This window comes from Enterobacter sp. MEB024 (assembly GCF_030209635.1).
GTDB classification, from domain to species: domain Bacteria; phylum Pseudomonadota; class Gammaproteobacteria; order Enterobacterales; family Enterobacteriaceae; genus Enterobacter; species Enterobacter ludwigii.
Genome location: NZ_JARVRQ010000001.1, coordinates 39,204 through 60,176 on the forward strand (window position 1 = coordinate 39,204; position 20,973 = coordinate 60,176).

Annotated in this window: 19 protein-coding genes and 1 pseudogene; 7 read left to right on the top strand and 13 right to left on the bottom strand. The window is 48.3% G+C overall.

What is annotated here, in order from left to right; all coding sequences use genetic code 11:
- Positions 1–41: 41 nt before the first annotated feature.
- From QRN24_RS00205 to QRN24_RS00215, 3 genes and pseudogenes are all read left to right on the top strand, one after another.
- A pseudogene (locus tag QRN24_RS00205) lies at positions 42–134 on the top strand (Arm DNA-binding domain-containing protein); the annotation flags it as partial.
- A 68-nt stretch (positions 135–202) separates the two neighbouring features.
- Positions 203–586, top strand: a complete 384-nt coding sequence (locus tag QRN24_RS00210; protein WP_284942194.1) for a hypothetical protein — start codon at positions 203–205, stop codon at positions 584–586.
- 194 nt (positions 587–780) lie between these two features.
- Positions 781–2,496: an AIPR family protein gene (locus tag QRN24_RS00215; protein ID WP_284942195.1), complete on the top strand. Its 1,716-nt coding sequence runs from the start codon at positions 781–783 to the stop codon at positions 2,494–2,496.
- Positions 2,497–2,948: 452 nt separating this feature from the next.
- Here the strand turns inward: QRN24_RS00215 and QRN24_RS00220 are convergent, their stop codons facing one another.
- Positions 2,949–3,590, bottom strand: coding sequence for a TetR/AcrR family transcriptional regulator (locus tag QRN24_RS00220; protein ID WP_284942196.1), 642 nt, complete (start codon positions 3,588–3,590; stop codon positions 2,949–2,951).
- Between the two features lie 108 nt (positions 3,591–3,698).
- Here QRN24_RS00220 and QRN24_RS00225 point away from each other — a divergent pair, with 108 nt between their 5' ends.
- Positions 3,699–4,391 carry a DAPG hydrolase family protein gene (locus QRN24_RS00225; protein WP_149377075.1) on the top strand — a complete coding sequence of 231 codons (693 nt, stop codon included), beginning with the start codon at positions 3,699–3,701 and terminating at the stop codon, positions 4,389–4,391.
- A 184-nt stretch (positions 4,392–4,575) separates the two neighbouring features.
- On the opposite strand, the gene QRN24_RS00230 is transcribed toward QRN24_RS00225, so the two are convergent.
- Positions 4,576–5,958: a carbohydrate binding domain-containing protein gene (locus tag QRN24_RS00230; protein ID WP_284942197.1), complete on the bottom strand. Its 1,383-nt coding sequence runs from the start codon at positions 5,956–5,958 to the stop codon at positions 4,576–4,578.
- 87 nt (positions 5,959–6,045) lie between these two features.
- Entirely contained in the window at positions 6,046–6,810 is a 765-nt protein-coding gene (locus QRN24_RS00235; protein WP_063156359.1) for a LecA/PA-IL family lectin, read from the bottom strand.
- A gap of 779 nt (positions 6,811–7,589) precedes the next feature.
- Between QRN24_RS00235 and QRN24_RS00240 the strand changes: the two genes are divergently transcribed.
- On the top strand, positions 7,590–7,949 hold the full coding sequence (locus tag QRN24_RS00240) for a LecA/PA-IL family lectin (protein ID WP_284942198.1): 360 nt from the start codon (positions 7,590–7,592) through the stop codon (positions 7,947–7,949).
- 404 nt (positions 7,950–8,353) lie between these two features.
- Here the strand turns inward: QRN24_RS00240 and QRN24_RS00245 are convergent, their stop codons facing one another.
- Entirely contained in the window at positions 8,354–9,568 is a 1,215-nt protein-coding gene (locus QRN24_RS00245; protein WP_284942199.1) for an L-dopachrome tautomerase-related protein, read from the bottom strand.
- A 67-nt stretch (positions 9,569–9,635) separates the two neighbouring features.
- Positions 9,636–10,430, bottom strand: a complete 795-nt coding sequence (locus QRN24_RS00250) for an SDR family NAD(P)-dependent oxidoreductase (protein WP_138613351.1) — start codon at positions 10,428–10,430, stop codon at positions 9,636–9,638.
- Between the two features lie 97 nt (positions 10,431–10,527).
- Here QRN24_RS00250 and QRN24_RS00255 point away from each other — a divergent pair, with 97 nt between their 5' ends.
- Positions 10,528–11,424: a LysR family transcriptional regulator gene (locus QRN24_RS00255; protein WP_138613353.1), complete on the top strand. Its 897-nt coding sequence runs from the start codon at positions 10,528–10,530 to the stop codon at positions 11,422–11,424.
- 105 nt (positions 11,425–11,529) lie between these two features.
- Here the strand turns inward: QRN24_RS00255 and QRN24_RS00260 are convergent, their stop codons facing one another.
- Complete coding sequence (locus QRN24_RS00260) at positions 11,530–12,366, bottom strand: alpha/beta fold hydrolase (RefSeq protein ID WP_223398396.1); 837 nt, start codon at positions 12,364–12,366, stop codon at positions 11,530–11,532.
- A gap of 260 nt (positions 12,367–12,626) precedes the next feature.
- Here QRN24_RS00260 and QRN24_RS00265 point away from each other — a divergent pair, with 260 nt between their 5' ends.
- Positions 12,627–13,247 carry a LysE family translocator gene (locus QRN24_RS00265; protein WP_032681595.1) on the top strand — a complete coding sequence of 207 codons (621 nt, stop codon included), beginning with the start codon at positions 12,627–12,629 and terminating at the stop codon, positions 13,245–13,247.
- Between the two features lie 53 nt (positions 13,248–13,300).
- Here the strand turns inward: QRN24_RS00265 and QRN24_RS00270 are convergent, their stop codons facing one another.
- From QRN24_RS00270 to QRN24_RS00300, 7 genes are read right to left on the bottom strand one after another with little or no spacing between them, the layout of a single operon-like run.
- On the bottom strand, positions 13,301–13,975 hold the full coding sequence (locus QRN24_RS00270) for a Crp/Fnr family transcriptional regulator (RefSeq protein ID WP_255344425.1): 675 nt from the start codon (positions 13,973–13,975) through the stop codon (positions 13,301–13,303).
- A 30-nt stretch (positions 13,976–14,005) separates the two neighbouring features.
- Positions 14,006–14,485 carry a FidL-like protein gene (locus QRN24_RS00275; protein WP_014168789.1) on the bottom strand — a complete coding sequence of 160 codons (480 nt, stop codon included), beginning with the start codon at positions 14,483–14,485 and terminating at the stop codon, positions 14,006–14,008.
- Positions 14,482–15,261 carry a winged helix-turn-helix domain-containing protein gene (locus QRN24_RS00280; RefSeq protein ID WP_284942200.1) on the bottom strand — a complete coding sequence of 260 codons (780 nt, stop codon included), beginning with the start codon at positions 15,259–15,261 and terminating at the stop codon, positions 14,482–14,484. Before QRN24_RS00280 ends, QRN24_RS00275 begins: the two co-directional genes overlap by 4 nt.
- 17 nt (positions 15,262–15,278) lie before the next feature.
- Positions 15,279–16,466, bottom strand: a complete 1,188-nt coding sequence (locus tag QRN24_RS00285; RefSeq protein ID WP_025205028.1) for an HD domain-containing phosphohydrolase — start codon at positions 16,464–16,466, stop codon at positions 15,279–15,281.
- A 28-nt stretch (positions 16,467–16,494) separates the two neighbouring features.
- Positions 16,495–17,667, bottom strand: a complete 1,173-nt coding sequence (locus tag QRN24_RS00290) for a fimbrial protein (RefSeq protein WP_025205027.1) — start codon at positions 17,665–17,667, stop codon at positions 16,495–16,497.
- A gap of 24 nt (positions 17,668–17,691) precedes the next feature.
- Positions 17,692–20,196, bottom strand: a complete 2,505-nt coding sequence (locus tag QRN24_RS00295) for a fimbria/pilus outer membrane usher protein (RefSeq protein WP_284942201.1) — start codon at positions 20,194–20,196, stop codon at positions 17,692–17,694.
- Positions 20,197–20,229: 33 nt separating this feature from the next.
- Positions 20,230–20,937 (bottom strand): fimbrial biogenesis chaperone, encoded by a 708-nt coding sequence (locus QRN24_RS00300; RefSeq protein ID WP_025205025.1) that lies wholly within the window; start codon positions 20,935–20,937, stop codon positions 20,230–20,232.
- Positions 20,938–20,973: the final 36 nt, after the last annotated feature.

The window sequence follows — 20,973 nt, forward strand, 5'->3', positions numbered from 1 at the left end:
CTCCAGGTGAAACTTAATGCCACTAAGAGAAGGCTTACAAGTTGTCCGATGGTGATGGTCTGTATTTCTTGATCAAACCTTATGGCGGCAAATACTGGCGCTTAAAATATCATGTAGCCGGTATAGAGAAGCTGGGTTAGTCGGCAGAAGGTTTACGGCTGGATAGCCCGCGGTGAAATTGTAATTTCAGGCGATAAAGTGGATGTCGAAGCATCGCAGGCTAAACAAAATTCTGCTGGTGCGCGAACACCAGACTGAAATGACATGGGCGCAGGCCGCCGCATGGGTATGGAAGCATGACGGCGGGAAAGAGTTGCCGGCTGATATTGATGCTGGCCAGCCTATAGAGGCAGCAGCCGCTGAGCTGGGTTTTGATGTTCAGCACGAGCCCGATGAACAATTGCTGATTCTCTTCCGGCCGGATGAAGAAACCCACAGCTTCTATGGCAAAGACCGTGCAGCAGGCGCTTTACGGTTTCTTCGTTCTGAGCTGGCCTACGTTACCACAATGCACCCCGATACGCCGGATGACTGGAACAAAACAGGTTTAATGGCGCTCTGCCTGCTGGACGGCGAAAAACTGTAAACCCCCAGCCTAACCCAGCCCCTCAAACAGCACCGCCAGCGGGGATTTTTGGCTACACGCGCTCTAAGTTACTGTTGCTTAAAACTGTACCAATATAACCTACAATATTTGATTTAAAGAGCGGGAGATCACAAGCAGAAATCAGTCCTGTAAGGCATAATGGATAAAAATCATCTGTTTAAAAGGACTATACGATGTCGCATGTAAGTATCAATGATTTTAAGTTTCTTAATATTAAATGCCAAAAATACTTTGATTTATTCAGTAAAACTAATCAATTTGTTCAAGAAGTGAATGAACTTAAGTTACAACAAAGGTTTGGTTTTTATCTCTTCATGCTTGAGTCATTATGTAATGAAAAAGATATAGATCGAATTAGTGATTACATTACAGATACTGAATACAACTCGTATTTATATGGTAACCGAAATGATGATCATGGTATTGATGCAATATTTATAGATAGTGAAGATAAGGAAATCAAGTTATTTAATTTTAAGTTCAGAGAACGATTCAAAGTTGACCAGAAGCAAAGTTTCAATGAGGCTTTTGTATCAACAAAACTTGTGAATTGTATTATGAATGAAAGTGTCGATGGATTAGAAGGCAAGTTGGCGTTGTATGTGACAAAAATCAATGAATTACTCAATGGGAATGAAGTATGGAAACTTTCTTTATATATGGTGAGCAATGAAGCTTTGCCTATAGAACATGATGAAAGTGCTATCCAACAATTGAAAAATGTATATGACATGGAAGTAATATCTATATGCCTTCCACATATAACAAGTATTATGTCAATACGTCCCGCTCCAATTAATGCGGAATTGATTATCGACAATGATTCTCTCATGTCTTATTCAGAGAGTTCAATTTCGACATCAAAATCGTATGTTATCAGACTAAATGCTGCCGATGTAATAAGAATTACTTGTCGCAATGCTGATTTGCGCGGAGATCACAATTGTGAGAACTTTGAATTACTGGCAAACGAAAAAATAGATTTTGGGGTTCTTTTCGATAACGTCAGGGGGTTTGTTCAACGCTCGCGCTATAATGCAGGTATAGCCAAAACCTTGCGTGAAGAACCAAATAAATTATTCATGTATAACAATGGGTTAACGATAGTATCTAATGATATTAAAGCTCACCCAGTAAATGGTCACAGGAAGGTTAGAATTAGTTTATCAGGAATCCAAGTCTTAAATGGTGGGCAAACGCTTAGAACACTTCATGATTTTAACGCGGTGGATAAATCAAATATTACAGAATATATTTCAAAAGGCGAACTTCTTGTTCGGATATTCAATGCGTCCAATAATGAAACTGCAAATAAAATAGCGGAATACACAAACAGTCAAAACTCTATTTCTAATGTAGACTTGAAATCATTAAGCACATTGCAAATACAACTAGAACAACTACTGGATGAGCATGGTATTATTTATTCTAGAAAAAATGGCGATACCGGGATTCATGATGAAAAAGAATACCGATACAAAATTAGTATGGAGCAATTCGGTCAGATACTTTTCGCTTATCAAGGTTTTCCTGAAAAATCTTCAAACCAAAAGCAACATATTTTTGGAAAATACTACGATAGTATTTTCAGCGAGGATAATTTTAATATTTCAAATGCACCACAGTTAGTGGAAAGTTATTACGAAATCAAAAAGGCTTATTCATCTTCAACCGATAGCATACAGAAAATAGAACAGAAGATTTTCTATATAATTTATATGCATAAAGTCAGAGAAGATTGGAGCTATGAAAAATGCATCAATATGCTTGAAGAAGCTTTATATTCTTATTATCCGCTCAGCGATGTTAGCCTCACTGATGCACGAAAAATGATTCAGGTACGATTCAGGGAATCAGTGTACGAAATGTTGTCCGATAATGAGCTTTAGTTTGTGCTTCTAAATATTAGAGGGTTCTATTTTGAACCCTCTTTTTTAATTTATAACTTATCTTCATTTCGTGCGGTAAATTTTACACCTTGGTTATCATTTGCTCAGTACTTAAAGAATAAATAAAAGTGATGATTGTTTGTCCATGTTCATAGTCGGCAGTGCGGGGGGATTTTTGGGGGTATCTTAGAAATTGAAATGAATAAAATTACTCATGAATTAATTAAATAATAGGTGTTGTTTTATTCATATTATCGCGACAAAAATCAATTAAAAACAACAAATTAAATAGTTTGTCAGTCCCAGGTTACGATCTTTTTCATATTCTATAACCAACAGTTACCGCTATGGTTAACAGTTGCTATCAGAGATGTAAGTACGTAGCGACCCGTAGTTGTATAGCTCGAACAGATACTAAGCGTGACACTCCACACGAATCGCCACGTACTATGTTATTCATCACCATGCCTGAATATAAGTAAAATAAAAGGCATACAAGAATCCAAATGTGCCTCAATATCGGTTTTCTCAACGGTATGAGTTAAACCAATCGCCGCCTGCCGAAGAGGTTCGGCGACACACATGGCGAGTATGACTTTGGCACAGGTATCTGCAGGTAACATCGGCAACCAGCCCTGTTTTTGCTGTCGTGTAATCCACTCAGTGAGTAATTGTTGGCCGCGCGCTATGCCATTTTCATTGTATTTCTTGAGGAGATCATCTTTGCCAGGAAATTCACTATTGAGAAGACGAAACATTTTCACGGCCGTTACTGATAGCGCCTGACCACAAATCGCAGCCAGTAATTTTCTTAACGCCGGTAAAACGTCATTCTTATCTGTCGGATCGCTCTGCAGGAGTGGGGCATAGTTATCCGTCCAGTTTCGAACCGAAAGGCCAAGCAATTCCTCCCTGTTTTTCGCAAAGCGATAGACGGTCTTTTTGGCAACGCCTGCATGCGATGCAACCGCCTCAATTGTTGTGGCGTCATAGCCTTTGTCAAAGAGCAAGGCCATCGCGCTACCAATGATTTGTTTCTTCACCTCTTCCTCAGGGACTGAGGGACGTCCGCGTGGTTTGGTTGGTGAGGTCATCCTGGAGATTCCTTTTCGCTTGTCATACGACCATTCTATCGGTAATGTTTAGGAAACGCACTTCGTTTCCTAAATGGTGCGAATTTCCCAATGCTAATGGAGAAAAAAATGCGACAACACGATATTGCCAGGCCCTGGCTGGATTATTCGGCATTGCTTGATCCTTCTCCCATGCCGCTGGAGACCGGTATTAAACGTCTGGATGACGGGAGTCTGCTGGTCGCCGTACGCACTGATTTACATGGCTGCAAAGGACGTATGATTAACTGGTGGTTTACCTTTTTTGAAACTACGCAGCATATAAAATGGTGGCATCCCGTTGATCATGTTGAGCATCGTGGATGGGATGCCAACTGGAAGCGTGGGGAAAGTTTTTACGGCGCAAGCATCCATGCAGTTGAATCATTAGCTGAAATCCCTCCCATTCCCGCGCGTCTTAAATTCCATCACCCTGCATCGGTATTTGGCAAAATGGCTGTCGACAAGGCAATGGGGGATGGGAGTGTCTCGGCAATCATTGCCGCAAGGATAGGCTTTGGTGAAAAAACTGAACTGGATAGCCAGGGCGACCCGCTGGACGGACAAATGCTACATGTTGTGCGGGATACGCCTTTTGGGTGTGTGCTGCGTAGCCGGTTTATTCTGGGTATGAGTAATGACGACCACGCTGAACCTGCCGATGACGTTGGATTAGCGCTTATGCGACACTGTTATACAGAGTTCACGTTCTTGTCTCGTTTCCTGCCTTCTCTGTATTACGGCGAGAAAGCGAATGATGAGAAAATTGCGCTTCCCTGGTAACACGCAGGTTTAACTGCTCAGGTAAACCTGTCGACGAGGGGAATCATGCCCACCGTGTATTACCGGGCCAGACCAATGTTATCGCCTGCGTGACGCACACTGGCTAAGCAGTGATGCCTGGTTTAACCAACGCGTAGCCAAACCGGCATCACTTCATATCTGAAATGAAGTCAGCGTAACAAAATCAATCGACGGATTTTACTGTGATTCCAGTTATGCTGAAATCGTTACCATCGCCGCTGGCTTTATGGCTGAAAATTTCCAGCACATTATCGCCCTGTGCCGCCGTAAACTCTCCTGACAGCGTGACCCACTCGCCTTTCACGGCAAGTGCTGTAACCGAGGTAATATCCTGGCCTGCCACCCGCAGTGACAGTTCGGGTATCACCTTGTAGTCATTGTCCCTGCGAGCCTGAAGGCTGAAGCGATAGCGTTTCCCCGGCAGGAGTTCCGAATAATGTTTATAAAGCAGCACGCCATTGTGTGTCCGGCCTTTAACATTGGTGGTCGGAAAACGAATCATGGTCGCGCCACCTTCTGAGTAAAACTCATGCTCAGGCGTTGCCGGTCCAAACTGCCAGTGATTCAGGTGATTATTCGTAAACTTACTCTCATCCAGGAATGGTGTTGGCTCGGGACTGACAAGGGGAGTGTCCGGCGCAGCAGGGGGTGAGGAGGGGGGCACCGGTTTGTTGTGATGTTCCTGACACGGGCAAGGGGGCGTATTCTCTTTGCAACGACAGTCGCTGGCGCAAGCGTCAATCAGGTTCTTAAGCACATCGGCAAGCGTATTCACTGCCCGGACAATTTCAGGGGCCTGTGCGCACAGATCGCTGCCATTACCAGGCGTCTTCGCTGGCGTTTTACCTTCCAGCGCATCTGCTTCTTCTTTTTTGTTCGCCACGCTGTCCTGTTGCGTGGCCTTACTGGCGCAAATGGTGCTTTTTAAAACCGAGGCAAAATCGGCAATGCCGGAGGTGTAGATATAATGCTCACCACCCGTACGAAGCGCCAGGCGCTTGTATTCCCGAACCATGGCTTTCTCATCATCCGGGGTGGGATAAGGTAATGAGGCATGAGGCGTGCCCAGATAGGAGTGGATTTTGACGCCGTACTCCAGGGCGGTGGCAATGGCATCATCGCAGGCTTTGATGCGGCCCGCATCCAGGGTCATCTCTCCGCCTTTCAGACTTTCGTCTCCCAGCACAAAAACATTCTTTTCAGTGCCGTCACGCCAGTTGTAATGACGGATAACGTCCTCCGCAGCAGGCGCCACATCTTCCTGAGCGGGGTTCCCCTCTTTGACATACTCTCTGCCTTTCAGGGCGGATGGGTTAGCACCGGCCTCGCTCGTCAGGAACTGACGGACCGTTTTATTAAATTTGGTGCCGGCAAAAACGCCTTCGATACCCAGAAAATCAGTTCGTAAATCCGAAGGGCAGGCTTTTCTGGCCTCCTCAATGGCGCTCTCAAGTTTTGCACAGAGCGCTTCCGCTTCATCCTTCATTGAAAGACTGCTGTCGATGATGAAAACCAAATCAACTTTTTTATTGTCCATAACGCTCATATCAGGGGCTCCATTAACGTTCATTTTTGTTTTCCAGTGAACCGGCAGGGAAGGCAGTGAATGGCACGTTGCCTCCCTGCAGGCATTTCAACCGAGCACAACAAACCTGACGTCATAGCCTCCCGTATTATTGGCGTATTCAGACGCAACATTTGTATCGTTAAAAATGAATGAAATTTCGCCATCAGCAGGGACTTCCCAGTCGCTACCGCCGCTTCCGATACCGTAAATATGCTCACCCGCTTTGATCAGTAATTTCCCCGCCAGTGCTTCTGGCAGGACAAAAGTGGGATCCGGTTTTTGTGCTGACGGATGCTGGCTGTCGCCGTCAGGTCCAAAGCTGCGACCGCGGCTGTCGTACTGAGCGGTACCGGCAGCAATCAGCATCACCTTGTCCCCTTTGCTCACGGATACGCCGGTGTGGGTCCAGTCACTGCGCGTTGCGGGAACATGACCTTTCCAGTCCGCCTTTTGAGCCGCCGCTTTCTTTTCGTCTTCAGCGATATACACAACCGCGCTGAAAGCGCCGCTGTTGTCGCGATGTGAAGAGTCACTGACCACGAGAATCAACTCGCCGTCTTCCGGTACCGACCACTGGTAAACACCACTGCCAATGTCATAGCTTTTTCCGGATGCACTGAATCGGGCTTTCAGCACCTTATCGTTCCGTAAGACAAAGCCCTCTTTTAGCCTGCCGTATGGCGATGCCAGGGCGTAGTCTTCCTTACCGTATTTAATCCATCCTTCCGCAATAATACTGATTTTTTGCCCGGTTTTTAGTTTAAGTCCGGTATTAATACCCGTGTCAGCAGTTGCATCAATATTGCCCGACCATGCAGGTGAAACAGTCATATAATTCTCCGTAATCGTGACAGCGTCCAGCTTGTCAGTGGTATGAGGTAATAAATAGTCTACAGATAATGATTTTTGTTACTCAGGGGTATGGCATTCACAATTAGAATATAAACAGATACGCCACTCAGCAAATAATATTCTGGAAATGATGCTGATGATTTCCGTTCGTCTCCCGTCTGCTGGAGTTCTGCGAATTAAACATTAGGATTAATCTCATGCTGTGTTTTGTTAATCCAGAGCGGTAATGCGTGTGAGTGAGAGGTATATGTTGAAACCAAAAAAGTAATAGGCATGGTAACTAAGTGGATACTTGTTAACCCATTCCTTTTCCGTCGTGGAGGCGAGAAATTAAGTGGAGAGGTAGAGGTTTTTTATTGGGCGGATATCACGGCAGGCGGTGCTGTAATGCGCCCTCTCACTGCTTTGTGTACCTATTATTACCGCCTGTCAGGTAAGATAATTAATTTACTAAAGGTATAATTACAGTCATGATTAAAAGTGCGATTACTCCTATAGTTAACATTAAAATCAATTAGAAATCAGTATCTTAGTTGTTGGTTGTGTTGGTGGATTTATATAAATCGCAGCGTAAAAAAAGAAATCGAATTATTCTTTCGACATAAGTCTGGAAAAGATAAATATATTCATATGCATCCATGATGAAACGTTATGAATACTTAGTGTGATGTCTGTCACATGCAGGGGAGTTTTGTCTTTGATTGATGCAAAGCACGCATCAAATGTAATGTTAATGAAGTTTGATAAAGGAGAATAGCATGACGGCTAAGCCAGAGTGGTCCGGAGAAGTTCCTGCAAATATTCCTTCCGGTATTAATACAGGCCTGCAACTGAATGCCGGTGATGAGATAACGATAATGGCCTCTGGCTGGATTAAATACGGTAAAGAAGAATTTGCGCTGGCGGTGCCGGATGGTAGGGTGAAAGAAGGGCTCATTACCTGCAATGATAAGGTGCTCAAGGCGAGATTTGATACTTCTGGCAAAGGTTATGATATAGGCGGTGGAGTATATAAATGGGCGACTCCCCAGAGCGGTACCCTGCATCTGTATATTGCCGATACAGAGGTTGGATACTCTGACAATACCGGCAGTTTCAGCGTCAATGTATACCGGTAAGAACGGGTCGTTTCGGATACAGCGATTTCAGCCCTATTGATATGGCGGCAGGGATTATGTCCGGCGTTCTCAAACCGATATCTTATTCATTCCAATATTATTCGCAGAAGTCAGCAGATGATAAGAAGACTAATCAACAATATTCTCTGGTACTCTACCGGGTGGGTGTTTTTTGGCCTGATAGTGCTCAGTGGAATCGCAGGGGGACTGGCGGCTTCAGTCCTGCATTTTACTACAACGGATGCATTCCTGGCCGCATTTTGCCTTTTTCTGTTGCTGTCATTGCCCGTTTGCTTCTGGCTGCACCGGTTATCTCGCATACACCGGCGTCAGTAATGTACACGCCCACAAGGAGAGTCCCTGTGAGCGTGTAGTGTTTCCAGTACGGAGCATGCGCAGTCGCGTTACTGGCGCTTATCCTGCAACGCCTTCAGGGGTAAACGCCATACGTCATAGCGCTCCTGGCCAGGTTTGACCGCGCCAGCAAAATGGTCGTTCAGGCTGCTGGAGGTAAAGATCAGATCCCCGTCCGGATTGATGGCCGGCGTGTCCGGCCAGTGTACGCCGTCGTTTGACGCCATCAGGGTCATTGAGCCGCTCTTCGGTTCATACCTGACAATACCGTTGTGTGTCACATCGGTGATATAGAGGTTGCCTTTGGCATCGGTCACGATACCGTCGGTATTGCCTCCCACCGAACCAAGATCCCGGATCTGCGCCGCAATCTGCGCATCGTCAGCACCTGGCTTTCGCAGAATGTCAGTCGGTACCGCAAACGCATGGGTCCCTGTCGTCACCGTCCAGTAGAGCGTGCCGGTATCCGGAGACAGCGCAATACCGTTGATGCCAATCAGTAATGGATGACCTGGCCAGACTTCAGCCCCGTGCGAGACGACTTTCACACCCGGCTCAATCTGCAGGTCTGGATGACGGTCGAGCACGCGTCGGGCAGTGCCGGTTGCGAAATCGGCGATGATAAGACCGACACGGTTCTCAGGCGCACTGCGCGAGCCGCTGTCGGAGATGTAGGCGACACGGCGCGTCTCATCAACAACCACATCATTGAGGAAGCTCGCCTTGCGGTCTGCCACGCCATCCAGTGGAATGCGTTTGATTGTGCGGCCGGTATTCAGATCCAGTACCATCAGTTTCTGAGAACCCACGGGGGATTCCGCTTCTCCCGCGACGAACCCCATATCCAGGGCCCACAGCCAGCCATTCTTACGGTCAATATAGAAGCCAAGCACGTTACGCAGGTTCTGATCGGGAGCGGTTTCCACCGCATTACCCTCGCGGGACGGAAATGCCGTGAGGCGCGCCGGTCCGGTCTGCACGGTCGTATCAAGAATACTTAACGTCGCGGGTGCACCGGCTGAAACCAGTCGAGGGGTACTGACAAAGGCTCTTCCCTTTGCATCAAAGTGGATGCCTGCGATGGGCGCGTTAACCGAGCCGGAAAACGGCGTCGGCGTTTCCCCCTTCTCAGGCGTATTCCAGGTTACGCCGGTATAGCTGCGCCAGCGCTCAAGAGGGGCCTGGTTCGCTGCGCTGGCTACGCTCGCAAAAGAGAACAACATTGCCATCGCGATGGCGGACATATTACGGGTACGTTTGAACATTTCTATGCTCCGGTAAATAAGGGAAGCAGGGGACATTGATTCCCCTCAGGTCATGACGGCTGCTGCATTAAAGAATGGAGCGGAAGGTGCCGCCTTCGACGCGCACCGCGGCACCGTTAGAGGCAGCGCCCAGCGGGCTTGCCAGCAGCGCGACCATCGCGGCTATCTCATCAGCATCGATCATTCGCGCGATAAGAGAGCTGGGGCGGTAGGTCTGGAAGAAATTCGCTTCGATCTCCTGGTCGGTCATACCCGGTGCAGGCGCGGTCTGGCGCAGGTATTCGATAATGCCGTCGGAGCGGGTCGCTGAAGGCAGTACGCTGTTGACCGTAACGCCCGTCCCCTTCGTGAGTTCGGCCATACCGCGCGAAACGGCGAGTTGCGCCGACTTACTGACGCCGTAATGCACCATGTCTGGCGGCGTGAACGCGCCGACTTCGCTCGACATAAATATCACCCGGCCCCAGTTGCGTTCCAGCATGCGCGGGAAGTAATGCCGTGACAGGCGAACGCCGGACATGACATTGATGTTGAACATGTTCAGCCACTCATCATCGGTGATGTCGGCGAAGTCTCGGGCTTCGTAAAAGCCCAGGTTGTTGATGAGAATATCGGTGTCAGGGCAGGCCGCGATCAGGGCTTTTGCCCCCTCAGCGCTTGCCAGGTCGGCAACGATGGCGGTGACATGCGCCTGAGGCTGAGCGGCGGTAATGTCTGCCACGGCGTTTTGCAATTTCGCGTGGTCACGACCAGTAATGGTGACGGCCACGCCTTCGCGCGCCAGCGTGCGGGCGATGGCCAGACCAATCCCCGCGGTTGCGCCAGTAACGAGTGCTGTCTTACCGGTGAGTTGAAGATCCATGATTTTACCCTCTGGTGATGAATGCGCACACTTTACTCATCGCCCAACTGGAGATAAATTAGCGGAATTGAAAAACATTTGTTCCTGAAAGAGCATAATGAGCAGAAAATTCGATTATCTTGGCGATGTTGAGGTCTTCATCGCTGTCGTTGAACACGGCTCATTTACTGCTGCTGCCGTCGCCCTGTCCACCACGCCCTCGGTGTTGAGTCGTGCGGTTTCTCGCCTTGAGACGCGCCTGGGACGACAGCTTTTACAGCGAACCACCCGTCGGGTAGGCCTGACCGAGGCAGGGAGAGTCTATCTGGAGCAGGCGCGCTCTGCTTTTTCCCTGCTGGATGAAGCCGAACGTGATGGGCAGGGCCAGGAAGGCGACCTGACCGGACGCGTGCGCATGAGTGTACCGACTACCTACGGTCACTATCGCCTGCCGCCCTTGCTGGCGCGATTCTCCCAACACTACCCGCGCGTTCAGGTGGATCTGAACATCACCAACCGCAACGTCGACCTGATTGCTGAAGGGTTCGATCTGGCGATTCGTTTGGGTCAGATGCCCGACAGTGTTTTAGTCGCGCGTAAACTGGAGGATGCCGCTTTGCTGCTGGTCGCATCACCCGCGTACCTTCACAGGATGGGGACTCCGCAAACGCTGGATGATTTGCACCGACACATGTGTCTGCCGTTTATTTTGCCGCGCACCGGTCGCATCGCTCCGTGGGTGTTTCGGGAAGACGAACGCGATGTGGACTGGCTACCCGCTTCAACTATCGAAACGTCGGATGATGTGCTGGGCGTCGTCTCCCTGGCTGAACACGGTATGGGGATTTGCCAGAGCTATGAGTTTATCGTTCGGGACAGGATACAGCGCGGTCAGCTGGTGGAGGTGCTTCCTCACCTTCGCGGACGCTCGCGGCCGTTCTCGGTGATCTTCGCGCCACACCGGCGCCAGTCCGCTGCCACCCGCGCGATGATTGATCTCCTGACCACGCAATAACGACATGTTGGGGCGCTGATAGGGGGTTTAATGCGGTGGAGGGATGAAATTAAAACGTAATTCAGGATAGCTGAATAGCTACCCTGAATAATGCTGTTAATGATTTTATTTCTTAATGAATGCCAGTATATCTGAGTTTATAACATCAGCATGGGTGGTGTGCATTCCATGAGGGAAACCAGGATAAATAATTAACTGACTATTTTTCAGGAGTTTGTCCTGCATAATCGCTGCATTCTTATAGGGGACGACCTGATCGTCATCGCCCTGCATGACCAGAACAGGTACAGAAATCTGTTTCAGATCTTCAGTTTGGTCTGTCTCTGAGAATGCCTTAATACCCTCATAATGAGCAATCGCACCGCCGTTCATACCCTGGCGCCACCAGTTTTGAATTGTGCCCTGAGAGATTGCTGCACCGGATCGGTTAAAACCGTAGAAAGGACCTGAGGCGACATCCAGATAGAACTGGGCGCGGTTAGCGGCAAGTGCCTTTCTGAAATCATTGAAGACCTCAATCGGCGTTCCGTCTGGGTTGGCGTCAGTTTTTACCATGAGGGGAGGGACGGAGCTGATGAGAATCGCTTTTGATACGCGTCCCTGAGGTTGTCCGAATCTTGAAACATAGCGAGCAACCTGTCCTCCACCGGTGGAGTGGCCTACATGGATAACATTCTTCAGATCCAGATGCTCAACGACGGCGTTAACATCAGATGCATAATGGTCCATATCATGCCCGTGGCTCACCTGGTCTGAGCGGCCATGACCGCGGCGGTCCGTAGCGATAACGCGATAACCGTGGGCGAGGAAAAATAGCATCTGATTATCCCAGTCATCTGCGCTCAGCGGCCACCCATGGTGAAACATGATGGGTTGCGCTGATTTATCGCCCCAGTCTTTAAAATAAATACTCACCCCGTCCTGTGTGGTTACATATGGCATAGTTGTTACTCCTGTATTGATATCCTGTGGCATATAGCCTTGAACTAGCGGTATTAAAACTACGCCTTGTTACCCGTAACGTATAATCGAGTTCACCGATGAATAAAATCAGTTACGCCTTACCTGAAGTTACCTCTGCATAACCCGTAAGCCGGATAAAACACGACGCAGATTCTGGGAAGAAGAGTATCTGTACCCCCCTCTTTTTGGTGTTGCAGCAATGTTAACTTTCCAATACGCTCTGTGTTTTCGGAGGCACCATGACTGTTACCGATGCCCTTCTTGCTTACACTCTCGCTGCCACGCTGTTGACCCTGACTCCCGGGCTGGATACCGCGTTAATTCTCCGCACTGCCGCTGCGGATGGCAGTAAAAAAGCAATTCACGTCGCGCTGGGTATTGATACGGGTTGCTTTATCTGGGGCGCGCTGGTCGCCTTCGGCCTGGGAGCACTACTGGCTGTCTCCGAATTCGCGTATTCCTTTTTAAAGTGGTGTGGGGCCTTCTATCTCTGCTGGCTGGGCCTCCAGTTATTGTTACGCCCGCGTCAGCAGTTCTCGCTTTCCTCTGACGGTAATGCCCGCAGCAGCAACGGTTTTTTACGTGGCATGTTGGGTAACGTGCTAAATCCTAAAATGGGTATCTTCTACGTTTCTTTCCTGCCGCAGTTTATTCCAGCAGGTCATTCACCGTTTGTGTGGACATTTTTGCTCGTGAGTATTCATGTGCTTATTGGCACGCTCTGGTCGTTAACGTTAATTATCGCAACCGGCTATGCGGCAGAAGTATTGAAAAAGCCCGCGGTCGTTAAATGGATGGACAGAACGACCGGCGTAGTGTTTCTGCTGTTTGCTGCCAGGCTGGCCATGAGTAAGCGCTAATTAAGCGCCACCCGTAATATCGGGTGGCTTCTGACAACACGCCATGGAAACGCTCAGTAGTGTAATAAGGTAATTTCTTTTTTATTCATTAAGACCCTCTGCTGCTCAACCAGCGCCGCCAGCGCACGCGCCAGTGTCGACTGGGAAATACCCAGTAATTGCGCCAGTTCTTTTTTAGTGAGCGGCAGTTCAATCGCGCGGTGCTCAAAGCCATACTCTTTTCGGATATCCGCGATAAGCTGGATAAAATCACTGACCTTCTGTAAACCGTCGCTCTTCACCAGCACGTTAATAAACAACTGTTTTTCTCTGGCTGAACGGGAGAGTATACGAATGATAAAGTGGGTGAACGTGCTGGTTAGCTGGCTTATCTCATAAAAATGCGTTTTTTTTAGCTCACAGATTTCCACGTCTGTAGCAGCCTGCACGCTATATTGATGCTGGCTGGTGAAGAGTTCTTCTGCACCAAAAATTTGCCCCGGCAGCAGGATCCCCTGAAGAATCTGCTGCGTATCGTAAATTTTAGCCACGCCGCTTCTCAGGGCATAGAGCGCAGTTACCGGGGTGCCGCTTTGATAAATAAAGGCATTTTTCGATATACGTTTACCACGCGCCAGATCGTGGATAAACAGGGGTTCCTGGCGGTCAAAAAGATAGGCCTGACACACGTCAGCAAAACCGCATTCTGAGCAACTGACACACCGGGATGTTTTCTTTTTTGTCGACACAATATCTTCCATGCGATCATCAAACTATCTTTATGACTGGATAACACAATTCATCACGGGCGACAGCGTATTACCGATAGTGATAAAACTGTCGCCATGTTTTTTCATATACATGGAATGCTCGCCGCTTAAAAAGAATACTTTAATAGCCAGAGAGGACAGATTTTCGGGCGTGTTATCATGTGCCAGCTTTTCCTGCTTGAGGATCTTCACCGTATACGCATTGCTGGAGGTATTAAGATACTTAAACTTTACGTAGCGGGAAAAAGTGTAATTTTTGCCCTGGTAATCTATGTCGCCGTATAAATTAGATTGACCTGTTTTATCCTCGGAAAATTCAAAGGCAACATTTCCTGAAAATGTAAACGGTTGGTCATTTGAACCATCTTTATAGGAGAAATTCGCAAAGCAGCGATCGTTTATATACGTTGATGGACGTACAATAATACCCCAGAGAAGCGTGCCTGTAAGTACAGTTATTATCGTCGCGAATACCAGTGCGTTTTTCATTTCATTTCCCAGTTAAATGCATAATGGTTTTCGCAATAGATCAACGTGTTGTTTTCTGAGTCCAGGGGACAAAAAGCATAAAAAATTCTCCCGCGGCTACCATAAAACACGTTCGGCTGTATATTCACCATCAGTTGAGCTGCATGCAACGCACATTTCTCTTTGAGACTGGGCTGAGCAGAAAGCAACACGTCAATCAAATGCTTTCGCATATCACCAGAAAGATGTTCAAAAGTGTTGACGCTACACTTCCCGAGATGGCCAATCATCGTGAGTTCGTCATATCGCTGATTTGGCTGTTCCTTGCGCCAGACCCAGATATTGGCTATTAGCAGCACAACAATACCGACTGTTGCCCATATATATCGCTGTGGGAATCTTTTCTTTCTGACCCGGCGAGGACTAATATTCTCGAGTTTAGTGACACCTTCAGTGGTGTCTATAATCTGCACATCAATATCAGAAGAAAACAAAAAGCCCACTTTGGGGACAACAATAATCGTTTCTTCAATATCTGTCAGGGAGGTCAGGGTCTTACGTAAAATACTCACATACTGATTAAGTGAGGAGCTGGAACTGGTATGTCCGGCGGACTCCCACACCTGTTCCAGCAGATACTGACGTTCAAGAACGGCTCCCGGCGTTGCAATCAGCAACGAGAGAATACGATTCGCCGTGTTTGTCAGTTTTTTGTCTTCAGGTGCCTCAGCGCCTGGAATAGTGAGTTCACCACTTTCCGTATCGTAGACAACTGTATGGGCAATCAAATATTTCATTATTTATTCTTAGGGCGTTAACACTTCGCAACGAGCGGTTTAACAGAATTAATATTATGGCCCAGCAATGTCACAATGTCCCAGTCCAGACGATAATTTGCGGCCTCTTCACGAAGAATACTCATGGCTTTATCGCTGTCCATTCCTCGTCGGTAGGGACGGTTCTCTGTCATTGCGGTAAAAACATCCGCTACGGCCAGAATTCGTGACGGAATATCCAGCGACGCGGCGCCTAGCCGGAAAGGATAACCGCTGCCATCCAGACGTTCATGATGATTGGCTGCCCAATCCACGATGCTGCCGAGTTCAGTAATAGGGTGTAGCATGACCAGCGTTTTGTAGCTGTGCTGCTTCATACGGGCGTATTCATGATCTTCAAGCTTGCCGTGTTTTTCGAGAATAGCGAGCGGCGTAAAGAGCTTGCCGATGTCATGTAAATAACCTGCAATGCAGATTTTTTCCTGCATATCGCGGTCATAGCCATAAAGTGCAGCCAGACGGGCCGCCACATGGGCCACGCTGGCGCTGTGAGTGCGGGTGAAGCTGCTGTATTTATCGACAATTTTTGAAATCAGCTGGCACACTTCAAGAAAGTCATGATGATCGAGCATGTCGTGTTGCAGAGGGCTAATGGCATTAAGCACCTGGTCTTGTGCCGGGTTACAGAGCCTGAACCAGAAGCCATCCTGGCGACTCGATTCATACAGGGCATTCGAAAGCACATCAGGCCACTGCTCAGGCCGTGCAAAGAAGCGGGCCAGGATATCCTCGCGCTGTGCGACAAAATCGCCTTTAACCTCGCGCAGGAACAGTTCGAACGTATCGGCCATATGCACCAGATGATGTACCAGAGGGAGCGTATTGTTGTCTGATATTGACCATTCGCTGTGATGATTTTCCAGAATGGCGGTCACCGGCTGCAGAAAACGAATACCCGCCGTCATTGACCCACCCAACTGTTCATGGCCATCCTGAAAGCCATCACCTCCCGGCATGATGTGTGCGCGATCTTTACTGAGTGCACCAATATCATGAAGCATGCCGGCCAGAAAGGCCGTCTTGATTCCGGAGTGATCAAGTCCTGCCTGATGGCTTAAATACCAGGTGATGATTGCCGTGCGTTGCAAATGATTTACCAGGTCAGCAGAGACCGGATAAATAATTCGATGTAATAAGTTAAGCACGGTTTGAACAGATATATTCATGGAAACCCTGAGCTAAATACTAAAATAATTAATCGTAACCAAACATAATTTGTGCGGTTGCTACCACCGTTCCGGTCGAGAGCGCTGATGCGTTGTAGACTTTGTAATAGGCATGCAAATAAATATATTGTATATCCTGGATGTTATCATCTTTTGCAATGTCTAATATTTGTGTTGCATGTTCCATATTATTGCTGCTGGAGATTTTTATCTCCTCATGTTCGCCAAGGAAATAACGACTGCGAAGCGCAATGCCCACGCCGCCAGCGGTGGTCTCATCATTAACCATGACCTGGTAAGTGCTGTCGGTAGTGACCAGGTCATTACTGGATATCCAGGCCTTGATATTACGGGTGGCAGTTTTGACTCCCGCCAGATTCCCGCACTTAAACGGTATGGTAAAATCGGCACCGTTAGCTTTACCATTTATTTTTAATGTTCTCAGCGAGGCGGGGGGGAGCTTAACCGTCATGTCATGGGTCATGTTGCAGGTGGTTTCTTTCGGTTCAAACTGAATAGTAACTTTCTCGTAAGCGAGAAAATAATCGGTATTCCAGCTTTTGCGCGAGGTGTCGGTCATCATGTTGTCCCACGCGCGGTAGGCATAGGTTTTACTGGATAACAAGGGTGAATCCGCTCCGCTCCCCGTACCGCTCATTACCGCCGGTATAACGCTGAGTGCACCATTAGTGGTCGTCTTGGTGTAGGCTGCGACCCCGGTGGGCGGCGTGTTTAAAAGCTCTGCGCGCAATGTATATTGTGTTGGATAGGCGAGGGAGTGGATGCCCACAATCCCGCTGACAGTCACTTTTGTTGTGCCGGTAATTTGTGCCGTCACTTTAATCCAGTAGCTGTTTTCGCCATCGGCGCTGTTAAAATTGAGGTACACGGGGTTATTATTAAACCCGGTGAAATAATAAAGATGATCCTGTAATACACCACCAATCCCGACATTGCCATAGGTACAGGTCATGCTGCCAGACCAGCTTGTCGTATAGGTTCTTTCAACGACATTGGATGTCAGAAACTCCGATGAGAGATTCAGCGATTTATCCGCTTCTGCCACGTTTTTAAATAAAATGCCGCTATTTCTGCACGTATCGCCAGTAAGGCCTCTGGACTGGGGTTGAGCCAGTGCGGAAAATCCTGGTATAAATATCAGGGCGAATACGGCTATGATGAGATAAAAAGACTTACTCATGATCGTATTAATACTCGTTTTAAATTACCGGCAGATATTGACGGCATGTTCATTGGGCTGTGCAATGACACAGGTTTTTTTTACCTTGCCTTTGCTGATATCGATATGCAGAGAATCAGGCATCGTATCGGATTTAATAAAAATCTGGCTTCCCTGTGCTACATATCCCAACTCGTTATGACCGCTATCTGAAACAAATGCGCCAAACGGTAACTGTTCACCTTTCGTATCCTGAACTTCCAGGGTGAATAATTTCCGCGTATCCGTTTTGTATTTCAGATACGTAATGCTGCCTTCATACGGGGCGATATTCAGCAAATTACCCTGTAAATCAACGTCGCTGCTTTTTGTCCCATCCTGCTCGAGATGAAAATTATTCTGCCGGTAAGGCGTTGCGCTGGTTACCAGTGCGATACCGTGCTGGTTTGTACGGGTCGATGAATCGCCGTTGACCACGGCATTTTCCACGCCGGGTGCCTCAAGGATCACAAAGTTCCGCCCATTATTCGGGGAGGCAATGACCCCTCCACGCCACGCAAGCAGATTGCCGCTCGCACCAAGGCTGGTCTGGCGATATTCACGGGCGACGGTCAGGCCGGTGTTAAGGCTGGTCACACTGTTTTTCCAGTTGCTATAGAGATCCGCCGAACGGGAGTCCCCCTCGTTATCATGGGCCAGCATCAGGCTGTAATCGACATCGTGGGAATTACCGCTCAGGCTGACGTCTGAAGACGCATATCGACCTTTCTGCACGCTGGCGTGGGTTGCGATGCTCCCACCGCTGCCGAAGAGGGACATCGGAACGGTGACGGAAAAATAGAGATTGTTCTCAGTGTTTCCACGCGTGCGCAACGAAGTGACGACATCACCCTCATAATTTGTTTCATAGTCGTAGTAGGACTGCGTCACTTCGGAACGGCGCAGCGATACGGCGTAATTTACGCTGTGCCAGGCATTGCTCCACGTCAGGTTATACTGGCGGCTGGTTTTTTGCCCGCGCCAGTAGTCACGCCAGTATGCTGAAAGCGAAAGACGGCCGAAATCATCTGACAGGGGTTGAATGATATTGGCGCTGAATGCCTGTTTGCTGTTAACCGTCGAGGAGCCTGTTCCGCCATAATCCTGAATATTGGATCGGGTCAGGACAAAATCGCTGAAGGAGGCATAGTTCTGCGTTCGGTAATAATACGATGCGAGCGTCAGGTTAGTTCGTGTTGGAAAATACTTACTCCATGAGAGGGCGTATTTTTCTCCGCGGCGCCGCTCCTCTCCCGGCAGGCGATACTGTGACTCTTCAAGAGATCCAGACAACGAGCCCGCGTAGGGTAAAGATATGGCACCCCCAAGCAATACAGATTGATAGTCAGCATTCCAGATGCTCCCGGCAGTCGCGGTAACGTAATTATTAATACCGCGTGAATAGCTAAACTGGGCAAAGCGGCTATGGTCGTTAATACCGCGCATGTCCACTTCACCGATATTGAACTGATAATCACTGGTGCCCGGTCGGAGCATGTCTGGTAAAGAGGAAAATGGAACGGCAAAGCGCTCGGTACTTCCGCCATTATTTTTTACTTCCACGGTCAGATCGCCACGTGAACCGGTCGGCATTAAATCCCGAATTGCAAAGGGGCCGGCGGGCACGGATAACTGATGAATAATATGGCCGTCCTGAAAAACGCTCACGACCGCGGAACTGGTGGCGATCCCGGTGATGACAGGCATATAAACACGTTCGCTGTCGGGCAACATCTGCCGGCTCTTCGTGAGCGTCAGGCCGCGGAATCTCACGGTATCAAAGTAATCCGAGGCGGTATACGCCCGCCCGACACGCATGAGCGATTCGATAGCCACAATCGGTTTTTCGACATAGCGTGTGGTATTGACCCAATAACTTTTTCCCGGATTGCTGTAACGCATCCAGGTGGAATTATCGAGTAAATGCCAGCCTGAAAAATTCAGCCCGCTGTTCAGTGAAAGATAAAAATTATCGCTATTTGTATACCCTTCACTCAGTCCATGGAAGTTGTAATAGTTAACGTTGTAATTGGTATAAAGACCGTTAATGCCCTGGTCCCATTTCTGCGGTGCCACCCAGTTTTGGCTGTCAGTTTTCACAAAGGCTTGCGGAACTTCCAGATCCAGACGCAACTCTCCCGGTACCAGCTTGCTTTTACCTCCGTGGAGTAACGTATTAATGTCAATCATGTCGGAGTGAGCGTTCGCGATAGCATCATCCAGCTCCTGAATAGACAGTTGCGTGGCATCTTCTTTATGAATATGTACGGTGCCCCGATCGTCATTGGCGACCGTTAAGGTGAACTTTCCACGCCAGACGTTGTTGACGTAAACGTCGAGATCGTAAGTCCCTGGCGTCATGACCAACTGATTATTACTCCAGTCCATATCCGCTGAATTACCGACCAGCAGGCTACTGTTGAATGTCTCACCGTATGCACTAAACGAGCACAAGGCGAGGCTGATGGAATGAACCAGCAGGCTTTTTCGAAACAGCGATCTGTTCTTCATCAAAATTGAACCTGGCATGAGTACTGTCTGCGATCAGTGGAGGATGCTGAATCTCTTGGCGCCGAAATCATCAAGCCAGGTGATTCGGTACTGATTACCCGCATGGATTTTGTCGGGAACCAGCGCACAACCAAACGGAGGAATAAAGGCGGTATCGTTCAGTAAATTATCTTTTCTGGCCTGTTTTAACTGCCCACCTTGCCAGGTCACGATTTGCGGAATGGTCAGGTAATAAGGGGAGTTGTTTTTAAGGCACACACGATCGCCAGAGGTGGAAAGGGTGACTTTTTCAATAACCGAGCTGTCCAGTTCTTCCAGAGACATTGGACGATAAAAAACTTTGATGCGGTTGCGAATAGCGACCTGGAGATAATTATCAGCTCCACCTTCCGGTACCGGAGGCACGTCCAGAACGTTCAGCCAGAATACGCTTTCCCGATCCGTTGGCAGTGACTGGGTGTTCATTGCGGCGACCTTCAGGGTTTGCCCACTGTGCGCCTCCATTTTTACGACAGGCGGCATAAGGGAGAAGGGCACTTTGACCTTTTCAGGCGCAGCGGAAGCATCGCCCTCATCCAGCCAGGATTGCACCAGATGCGTTTTATCACTGTCATTAACCAGCTGTACGGAAACGAATTTCGCCGCTGCCGGATAAATGACGCGAGTCTGATTAATCACGACACTGGCAAAAGCCATCTGCGAGGCGACAGCCCCGATGAGAAAGAATATTAATTTTTTCATGATGTTTAAAACCGGGGATTGCTCCCCGGTGGAGGT